The sequence below is a fragment of the Streptomyces sp. NPDC086835 genome, from assembly GCF_044745705.1.
In the GTDB taxonomy this organism is placed as follows: Bacteria; Actinomycetota; Actinomycetes; order Streptomycetales; family Streptomycetaceae; genus Streptomyces.
The window spans coordinates 585,418-594,347 of sequence record NZ_JBIVAU010000003.1 but is presented as its reverse complement, the minus strand read 5'-3'; the positions used below and the strand labels follow the sequence as shown (position 1 = coordinate 594,347).

Sequence of the window (8,930 nt, the reverse complement as noted above, 5' to 3'; positions counted from 1 at the left end):
ATGCCTCAGGCGAGAGTGGATCGGACGGCCGCGACCACGTCGTGCGCGGTGGGCAGGACCGCGCGTTCGAGGTCGGGGTGGAAGGGGACGTGCACGTCGTCGCGGGTCACCAGGCGCGGCGGGGCGAGCAGGGAGTAGAAGTCGTCGTCGGCGCAGAGCAGTTCGCTGATCAGGCCGGCGCCGTAGCTGCTGGTGCGGTTGTCCTCCTGGACGACGACGAGGCGTCCGGTGCTGCGCAGGGAGTCGGCGACGGCGGCGCGGTCGAGGGGGACGAGCCAGCGCAGGTCCAGGACGTGGGCGGTGATGCCGTCGGCGGCGAGGGTGTCGGCGGCCTCGGTGGCCAGTTCGGTGCCGTTGCCCCAGGTGGCGATGGTGACGTCGGTGCCGGTGCGCAGGGTGCGGGCGCCGTGGGCGGGGGTGGGGCGGGCGGCGGGTTCCTGGCGGCGGCGCATGAGGTGTTTGGGCAGCAGGATCAGGGTGGGGTCGTCGGCGGTGAAGGATTCGAGGAAGGCGGCCTCGGTGTCCTCGGGGGTGGAGGGGACGACGACGCGCAGTCCGGGCAGGTGGGTAAAGAGGCTTTCGTTGCTCTGGCTGTGCCAGATGCCGCCGCCGGGCAGGTAGCCGCCCCAGGGGGCGTAGATGACGACGGGGCACTGCCAGGCGGAGGCGGTGCGCCAGCGCAGGGTGGTCAGCTGGGCGGCGATCTGGTTCCAGGCGGGTCCGGCGAAGTCGACGAACTGCAGTTCCACGACGGGCCGCATGCCGGCGGCGGCCAGTCCGACGGCGGCGCCGATGATGGTGGCCTCCGCGAGGGGGGCGTTGGTCATGCGCTCTCCGGCGGCGGGGCCGAGTCCTTTGGTGAAGCCGAACACGCCGCCCTTGGGGTCGTCGATGTCCTCGCCGAACAGGACGAGTTCGCGGTGGCGGGCCAGTCCGGTGGCGAGCGCCCGGTTGACGGCGGCGACCATGGTCCCGCCGCACGGCGCGACGCTCACCTCCTGCCCCGCACCCGTGCCCGTGCCGGTGGTGGTGGGGCGGGGGGCGTAGAGGTGGTCGGTGATGTGCCCGGGGTCGGCGGTGGGTTCGGTGGCGACGCGGTCGTAGATGTCCTCGATGTCGCGGGCGAGGCGGGTGCGGATGTCCTCGAGCCGGCCGTCCTCGAGGGTGCCTTCCGCCCTGAGGCGGGCGGCGAAGAGGTCGATGGGGTCGCGCAGGGCGGCGAGGTCGGCGGCGCTGCGGTAGACGCGGTGGTCGTCGGAGGAGGTGTGGGACTCCAGCCGGTCCAGGCGGCACCACAGGACGGTGGGGCCTTCGCCGGCGCGGGCGGCGGCCAGGGCGGCGGCGGAGGCGGTGTGGACGGCGTCGGGGTCGGCGCCGTCGACGACGGTGGTGCGGGTGGGCGGCAGCAGGCCGAGCGCGTGGGGCGACATGGTGTCGGTGGGGGTGGAGATGCCGTAGCCGTTGTCGGCGACGAGGAAGACGACGGGCAGCGTCCGTTCGACGGCGAAGGCGAGTGCTTCGAAGAATTCGCCCTGCCGGGTGGAGGCGTCGCCGATGGAGCAGACGACGGCCTGGGTGGTGCCCCTCAGCCGGGCGGCCCAGGCGGCGCCGACGGCCGGGAGGCACTGGCTTCCGGTGGGGCTGGCGATGGAGAACACGTTTCCGGGGCGGTGGCCGAAATGGGCGCTCATATTACGGCCGGCGGAGTGGGACTTCTCCTTGGCCATGAGGTCGCGGGCCTGTGCTTCCGGGTCCATTCCGCGGGCCAGCATCAAGGCCCGGTCGCGGTAGTGGGGGAATATCAGGTCGTCGGGTTCCAGCAGTTCGCACAGGGCGGCGAGTGCCTCGTGGCCGGCGGAGGAAATGTGGAACCAGGCCTCGCCCTGGCGCAGCACGATGCCCGATCTGCGGTCGCATTCCCTCGAGAGCAGCATCAGTTCGAGAAATGCGGTCCTCCGCTGTGCGGGTATGCCGGAAGTCCCGTTTTCCTTCGTCGGGTTCGTCACGGACGAATCCTGCCGGTCGGGCCGCGGTGGAAACATCGCCCCCAGGGGCCAATAAGGCGGTGGTGGAATACGGCGGGCGGGGGGTGATTCACCGTCTGCGGCTAGGGAGAAAGGATGAGGTGTCCCTCGCAGGAGCCAGGGCTCGGGGGCGGGGTGCATGTCCGGGGCCGGCCGATCAGTCGACCGTGGCGGCGGGCCAGCGCCCGGCGGGCCGCCCGTCCTGGCGCCCGGCGACCGGGGCCGGGGCGGCGGGGGGTGCGGGGGTTTCGGGGCCGGCGGTCAAAAGGGAGCGCTGGAGCCGGCTGAGCTGGGCGGAGGGTTCCAGGCCCAGTTCGTTGACGAGGGTGGTGCGCAGGCGCTGGTAGACGCTCAAGGCCTCGCCGCGGCGGCCGGAGCGGTGCAGGGCGAGCATGAACTGGCCGTGCAGGCTCTCGTGGAGGCGGTGGCGGCCGACCAGGACGGTCAGTTCGGCGAGCAGTTCGCGGTGGCGGCCCAGGCGCAGGTCGGCCTCGATGCGCTGGTCCAGCGCGCACAGGCGGGCTTCTTCGAGGCGCTTGGCCTCCAGGGTGAGGCGGGCTCCGGCGGGTACGTCGGCCAGTGCGGAGCCGGTCCACAGGGACAGGGCGTCGCGCAGCCGTTTCGCGGCGGCGGGGTAGTCGCCGGCGTCCATGGCCCGGTAGCCGGCGCCGGCCCGGCGTTCGAACTCGCAGAAGTCCAGGGTGCCGCCGCCCACGTCCAGGCGGTAGCCGCCGGGGCCGGTGGCCAGGATGTCCTTGGCGGTGCGGCCGGTGGCGCCGTGGCCGAGGGCGCGGGTGATCAGTTCGCGCAGCTGGAGGATGTAGGTCTGCACGGTGGTGCGGGCGCTGCGCGGCGGTGTGTGGCCCCACAGTTCCTCGCTGAGGGCGGACATCGGCACCACCTGGCCCGCGTTGAGCGCCAGCAGGGCGAGGACCTGGCGTGGTTTGGGTGCGGTGGGTGTGACGGTGATGTTGTTCTCGCGCGCCGAGAGCGCGCCGAGTATGTCGATGTCCATGGCGTTTCGTCTTCCCCCTGGGCCGTGGCGTGGCCGGGACCGGTGTCGCGGTCTCCGGTGCGGCAGGACCCGGGGTCTGGTTCCGGGTCCGGCACCCCGCCATTAAAAAAACGGCACGGTCGGTTTGTCAATGGCGTAATGTCGTTGTCGACAGGCCGGCCGTGCCGTGACGCCCGGTCAGGCGGGTGGTGCGGGGGTGTGGTTGCGTACGGCGGTCAGGCAGCCGTCGTTGCAGGTGGGACGGGAGGAGGCGTGGCTCCAGCGGCCGGTTGCGTGGAACAGGGCGGGCACGGTGGCGAGTTGGTAGGAGCCGTGCTCGAGGAGCAGGACGCCGCCGGGGGCCAGCAGCCGGGCGGCGGTGCGTTCCATGGCGCGGATCATGCCGAGGCCCTCCTCGCCGGCCCACAGGGCCAGTGGGGGGTCGTGCTCGAGGACTTCGGGGGCGGAGGTGCGCAGTCCGATGGGGATGTAGGGCGGGTTGGTGACGACGAGGTCGGCGGTGCCGGTCAGTTCGGGGAAGGCGTCGCGGGCGTCGCCCTGCACGATGTCGGCGCCGGTGCCGCGGGCGTTGCGGCGGGCGGCGCGGGCGGCGGCCTGGGAGAGTTCGATGCCGTGGACGCGGGCGGCCGGTACGTGGCGGGCCAGGGTGACGGCCATGGTGCCCGGTCCGGCGCACAGGTCGACGACCAGCGGTGCGGGGGTGCCGCGGCGGATGAGGGCCTCCAGGCGGGCGATGGCGTCCCGGGTGATCTCCTCGGTCTCGGGTTTGGGGACGAAGACGCCGGGGGCCAGGTCGAAGCGGTGGCCCATGAAGTAGGCGTGGCCGACGATGCGTTCGGCGGGTTCGCGGGTCAGGCGGCGCCGGACGTAGTGCCAGAACCGGGGCGGCACGGGGCCGGCGAGGCAGCTGTCCAGATCGTCGGGGGCGACCTGGCAGGCGTGGGCGGCCAGCAGCCGGGTGTCGGCGCGGGCGGCGTCGGCGGTGATCCCGGCGCCGGTCAGCTGCCCGGTGGCCTCGTCGAGCGCCTGGGCGAGGGTGGGGGCGGCGGCGCTCACGACGCGGCCCCCTGCGCGGGGGCGGGCGCGTGGGCGGGGGTGCCGCCGGAGGCGATCCACTCGTCCTCGAGACGGCAGGTCTCGGTGATGATCGTGTCGTACAGGGTGCGCAGGAAGGCGGGGTCGATGCCGTGGTCGGCGGCGTAGCGGGCGGCGTTGGCGTGGACCTGGGCGATCCGGTGGGGCTGCATCATCGGCACCTGGTGGAGGCGTTTGTACTCGCCGATGCGCAGGCAGATGTCCAGGCGCGTGCGGACCGCGTCGAGCAGGGCGGCGTCCGCGGCGTCCAGGCGGGCGCGCAGCGCGGTGAGGGTGTCGGTGCCGGGCCCGGTGGCGGGCGGGGCGGCGGGGATGGCGGGCGGGGTCATGGGTTTTCCTCCGTACCGGGGGGATCGGGTGAGCGGATGAGGGGTGGTTCGGTGTTCGAGCGGTGTGTGGTGGTGGGCGGGGCCGGTGCGGTGGGCCGGATGTTCAGCCACTGGCTGGTGCGTTCGGGGGTGGCGGTGACCTGGCTGGACCTGGACGTGGCCGGTGCCGGTGGGGTGGAGGGGGTGCGGGTGGTGGCCGGTGATGTGCGGCGGCCGGGGGCGGAGGCGGTCGCGGTGCTGGCGGCGGCGGACGTGGTGGTGCTGGCGGTGCCGGAGCCGGTGGCGTGCGAGGCGGTGGGGGTGCTGGCGGGGGTGATGCGGCCCGGTGCGGTGCTCGCGGACACCTTGTCGGTCAAGACCCGGATCGCCGGGCGGCTGCGGGAGGCGGCGCCCGGTCTGCAGGCGGTGGGGCTGAACCCGATGTTCGCGCCCTCGCTGGGACTTGAGGGGCGGCCGGTGGCGGCGGCGGTGGTCACCGACGGGCCCGGTGTCCGTGCCCTGGTGGAGCTGGTGGCCCAGTGGGGGGCGCGGGTGGTGGAGATGCCCGCGGAGCAGCACGATGCGCTGACCGCCGTGCAGCAGGCCGCGACCCATGCCGCGGTCCTGGCCTTCGGGCTGGGTCTGGGTGAGCTGTCGGCGGACGTGGGGGCGCTGCGTGACAGTGCCCCGCCGCCGCATCTGGCGATGCTGGCGCTGCTGGCCCGGATCGCCGGCGGGGCCCCGGAGGTGTATTTCGACATCCAGGCCGCCAACCCCGGCGCGCCGGCCGCGCGGCAGGCGCTGGGCCGCGGTCTGGTGCGGCTGGGGCAGGCCGTCGAGGCGGGCGACGAGGAGTCGTTCGAGGCCCTGTTCGCCGAACTGCGGGGGGTGCTGGGCGAGCACGGTGCACCGCTGGAGCAGTTGTGCGCGCGGATGTTCACCGCCCTGCGCTGACCAGCACCCGCCGCCGCACGCCGCCCGCCCCGCCGCCGCTGTGCGGGGCGGCGGGCCGGGGGCGGGGCACGGCGGCGGGTGGGTCACCGCAGGCTGCCGGCCAGCAGTTCGCGGTCGGGGGCGGCGGTGACGGCGTGTGCCTGGCGCAGGGCGGCGAGGGTGGTCTGCGCCTTGAGGAGCATTTCGCGGACCTCGTCGTCGGGGTCGGACAGGGCGACGACGGCGCCGCCGACGCCGATGGTGGCGGCCTCCTCGGTGGCGACGATGGTGCGGATGACGATGCTGAAGTCGGCCGCGCCGCTGAGGGCGAAGTAGCCCAGCGCGCCCGAGTACACGCCGCGCGGGCCCCTCTCGAGCCGGTCGATGAACTGCATGGTGCGTACCTTGGGTGCGCCGGTCATCGATCCGCCGGGGAAGGCGGCCCGCACCGCGTGGGGGCGGGAGACGTCCGGTGCCAGCCGGCCGCGGACCGTGCTGACGAGCTGGTGGACGGTGGCGTAGGTCTCCACCTCGAACAGGCCCGGTACGTGGACGGTGCCGATGTCGCAGACCTGGCCGAGGTCGTTGCGGACCAGGTCGACGATCATCAGGTTCTCGCTGCGGTCCTTCTCGGCCGCGGCCAGGGCGGCCTTGACGGCGGCGTCCTGGGCGGGGCCGGCGCCGCGGGGGCGGGTGCCCTTGATGGGTTTGGACTCCGCCCAGCCGTCGGCGCCGATGCGCAGGAACCGTTCGGGTGAGGAGCTGAGCACACTGGCGCCGGGGAACTGCAGGTAGGCGGCGTAGGGGGCGGGGCTTGCGGTGCGCAGGGCGCGGTAGGCGGTGAGCGGGTCGATCCGGCCGGGCACCCGGAGCATGTTCGTCAGGCACACCTCGTAGGTTTCGCCGTCGGTGATGAGGCGGCGGCATTCCTCGACCAGTTCCCGGTAGCGGGGCAGGCTGTGGCGGTAGTGGACGTCCAGGGTGGGCAGTTGGTGTTCGGGCAGCAGGGTGAAGGGCGGGCTCGGGGCGGTGGCGGCGAGCGTGCGGGCGCCTTCGGTGAGCCAGCGTTCGGCGGCCGGCGCGGTCGCGGGGCGGCGGGTGCTGCTGAGCGCCAGGAGCCAGGCGCGGCCCTGTTCGTGGTCCAGGGCGAGCATCCGGTCGGCGAACATGAACGCGCCGTCGGGCAGTTCGCCGCGGTGGGCGTCCTCGCCGCCGCTGTCGGCCTTGGTCTCGTAGCCGAGGTAGCCGACGTAGCCGAGGTTGAACTCGAAGGGCAGGCCGGCGGCGGGCAGGGCGCGGGCGGCCAGTTGGTGTTCCAGGTGGTCGAAGAGGGTGCCGGGCCGGCGGGTCTCGCCTCCGGAACTGTCCTTGACGCGTACGGCCTGCTCGGCGACGTCGTAGGTGATCTGTTCGCCGAGCGGGCCGGCGGGGGCGCCGAGGAAGGTGAAGCGGGACAGGCCCGGCTCGACGCGGCTGCTGTCGAGCCAGAACCGGGCCGGGGCGTCGGCGAACAGGGCGGTGAACGCGGCGTCCGCGTCGGGCACGTGGGCGACCTCGCGCACATGCAGCCGGTACTCCCCCGCCCCCGGTCCCGTCTGTGTCCTGGGTGCGGGCGCGGGTGGGGGGGTCGGGGGGATGCGTTCGGTGTGCGGGGGGCGGTGGCCGGCGGCGCGCAGGGACACGTCGCGGAAGTTGGCGAGCATCCGGTGGCCGTGTTCGCTGCTGATCGACTCGGGGTGGAACTGCACGCCGAAGCGGGGCCGGTGGCGGTGGGCGACGGCCATCAGCTGCCCGTCCGGGGTGTGGGCGGTGGCGCGCAGGTCGGCGGGCAGGTTGCGGACGGTCAGCGAGTGGTAGCGGACCACGGTCAGCGGGGAGGGGATGTTCGCGAACAGGCCCTGCCCGTCGTGGCGGATGTCGCTGGTCCTGCCGTGCACCGGTTCGGGTGCGTGGACGACGGCGGCGCCGGCGAGCAGGCACAGGGCCTGGTGGCCCAGGCACACCCCCAGCAGCGGCAGGTCCCATTCGGTGAGCACCCGGCGGCTGAGGCCGAGGTCGGTGTCGGTGGCGGGGTGGCCGGGGCCGGGTGAGACGACGACGTTGTCGAAGTCGCCCGGCGCCAGGGCCTGCCAGGTGCGGGTGTCGTCGTTGCGGACGACGAGCGGAGCGGCGCCGTTCACCTCGGCCAGCATCTGGAAGAGGTTGTAGGTGAACGAGTCGTAGTTGTCGATCAGCAGGGTTCGCACGGTGCGCACCAGGTGGCCCCCTTATCTGTGTCAGCCGCGCCGTACGGTCAGCGGCAGGTTCTTGACGCCGAACAGTCCGTCGCGGTGGTAGCGCAGGGTTGCGCCGTCGGTGGGCGTGAAGTCGGGGAAGCGGTCGAAGAGGGCTTCCAGGGCGATGCGGCCCTCCAGGCGGGCGAGCGGGGCGCCCAGGCAGTAGTGGATGCCGTGACCGAAGGCGATCTGGCGGCCTTCGCGGGCGAGGTCGAGGCGCTGGGGGTCGGTGAAGACCTGTTCGTCGTGGTTGGCGGACAGCAGGGAGGGCACGACCATGCGGCCGGCGGGGATCTTCACGCCGGCGAGGGTGGTGTCCTTTGTGGTGACGCGGGCCATGACGGTGATCGGCGGCCGCAGCCGCAGCACTTCTTCGATCACGGCGGGGATCAGGGACCGGTCGGCGCGGGCGGCGGCCTCGGTGTCGGGGTGGTCCTTCAGGCACAGCACGGTGTTGCCCAGCAGCATGGAGGTGGAGACGTGGCCGGCCATCAGCAGCAGCGCGCCGAACTCGACGATCTGCCGGTCGGTGAGTCGTTCGCCCTCCACGCGGGCGGCGACGAGTGCGGAGATCAGGTCGCTGCCGGGGCGGGCGCGGCGGTCACTGACGTGGCCCTGGAGGTAGGCGTGCATGTCCCGCATGGGTTGTTTGACGAGGCGTTCGTAGTCCTCGCCCGCGTCGTCGCCGAACTGCATGTCGGCCGGGTCGGCGACCTGCATCTGCAGCATCCGCTCGGACCAGGAGCTGAACAGGGTGCGGTCGGAGGGCGGCACGCCGAGCAGTTCGGCGATCACGATCACGGGCAGCGGGTAGGCGAAGTCGGTGATGAGGTCGAACGTGTCGCCGTCGACGGCGTCCAGCAGTTGTGCGGCCAGTTCGGTGACGCGCGGTTCGAGGTCGGCGACGGTGCGGGGAGTGAAGGCCTGGCTGACCAGGCGGCGCAGGGTGCGGTGCATCGGCGGGTCGATGACCGACAGGATCTGTTCACTCAGTGCCTGCGAGCCGGGCCGCAGCCGGCTGAGCTGGGAGGAGTAGAGGCCGGGGTCGGAGGCGACGGTGAGGACGTCCGCGTGCCTGAAGACGTGGAAGGCGCCGTACTCGTCCTCGTGGACGGGATGGTGCAGGCGCATGTCGCGCAGCCAGGCGAGCAGTTCACGGCCGCCGTCGTCGGTGGTGGTGGGCCGGGGGGTGGGGGGCATCGTCTCTCCTCGCGAGGGCGTCGTCGGTGCCCCGGCCCGGCCGGGCATGGGGGCCGGCGGAGGAAGGGCCGGGCCGGCC

General features: G+C 73.5%; 7 protein-coding genes. 1 reads left to right on the top strand and 6 read right to left on the bottom strand.

Translation table 11 applies throughout. The annotated features are described in order from the left end of the window. Positions 1–5 precede the first annotated feature (5 nt). The 4 genes from ACIPJI_RS14200 to ACIPJI_RS14185 form a co-directional block, all read right to left on the bottom strand. Complete coding sequence (locus ACIPJI_RS14200) at positions 6–2,006, bottom strand: thiamine pyrophosphate-dependent enzyme (protein ID WP_402246401.1); 2,001 nt, start codon at positions 2,004–2,006, stop codon at positions 6–8. 175 nt (positions 2,007–2,181) lie between these two features. Next, positions 2,182–3,039, bottom strand: a complete 858-nt coding sequence (locus ACIPJI_RS14195) for a BTAD domain-containing putative transcriptional regulator (RefSeq protein ID WP_402246399.1) — start codon at positions 3,037–3,039, stop codon at positions 2,182–2,184. A gap of 177 nt (positions 3,040–3,216) precedes the next feature. After that, complete coding sequence (locus ACIPJI_RS14190; RefSeq protein WP_307710988.1) at positions 3,217–4,095, bottom strand: HemK/PrmC family methyltransferase; 879 nt, start codon at positions 4,093–4,095, stop codon at positions 3,217–3,219. Then, the gene (locus tag ACIPJI_RS14185; protein ID WP_307710987.1) at positions 4,092–4,463 is read right to left on the bottom strand and encodes a chorismate mutase family protein; all 372 of its coding nucleotides are present in this window, start codon (positions 4,461–4,463) and stop codon (positions 4,092–4,094) included. The genes ACIPJI_RS14190 and ACIPJI_RS14185 overlap by 4 nt, the downstream gene beginning before the upstream one ends. A 51-nt stretch (positions 4,464–4,514) precedes the next feature. On the opposite strand from ACIPJI_RS14185, the gene ACIPJI_RS14180 reads away from it, so the two are divergent. Then, positions 4,515–5,396, top strand: a complete 882-nt coding sequence (locus ACIPJI_RS14180) for a prephenate dehydrogenase/arogenate dehydrogenase family protein (protein ID WP_402246395.1) — start codon at positions 4,515–4,517, stop codon at positions 5,394–5,396. A gap of 83 nt (positions 5,397–5,479) precedes the next feature. Here ACIPJI_RS14180 and pabB read toward each other — a convergent pair whose 3' ends face one another. Together pabB and ACIPJI_RS14170 are read right to left on the bottom strand one after the other, a co-directional pair. Beyond that, positions 5,480–7,630, bottom strand: a complete 2,151-nt coding sequence (gene pabB, locus ACIPJI_RS14175) for an aminodeoxychorismate synthase component I (RefSeq protein WP_402246393.1) — start codon at positions 7,628–7,630, stop codon at positions 5,480–5,482. A 21-nt stretch (positions 7,631–7,651) separates the two neighbouring features. Beyond that, positions 7,652–8,851, bottom strand: a complete 1,200-nt coding sequence (locus ACIPJI_RS14170) for a cytochrome P450 (protein ID WP_402246391.1) — start codon at positions 8,849–8,851, stop codon at positions 7,652–7,654. Between the last annotated feature and the right edge of the window lie 79 nt (positions 8,852–8,930).

Excerpts from the sequence above, each read along its gene's own strand:
- ACIPJI_RS14170 (WP_402246391.1), bottom strand. The coding sequence starts at position 8,851 with ATGCCCCCCACCCCCCGGCCCACCACCACCGACGACGGCGGCCGTGAA.
- ACIPJI_RS14185 (WP_307710987.1), bottom strand. The coding sequence starts at position 4,463 with ATGACCCCGCCCGCCATCCCCGCCGCCCCGCCCGCCACCGGGCCCGGC.
- ACIPJI_RS14195 (WP_402246399.1), bottom strand. The coding sequence starts at position 3,039 with ATGGACATCGACATACTCGGCGCGCTCTCGGCGCGCGAGAACAACATC.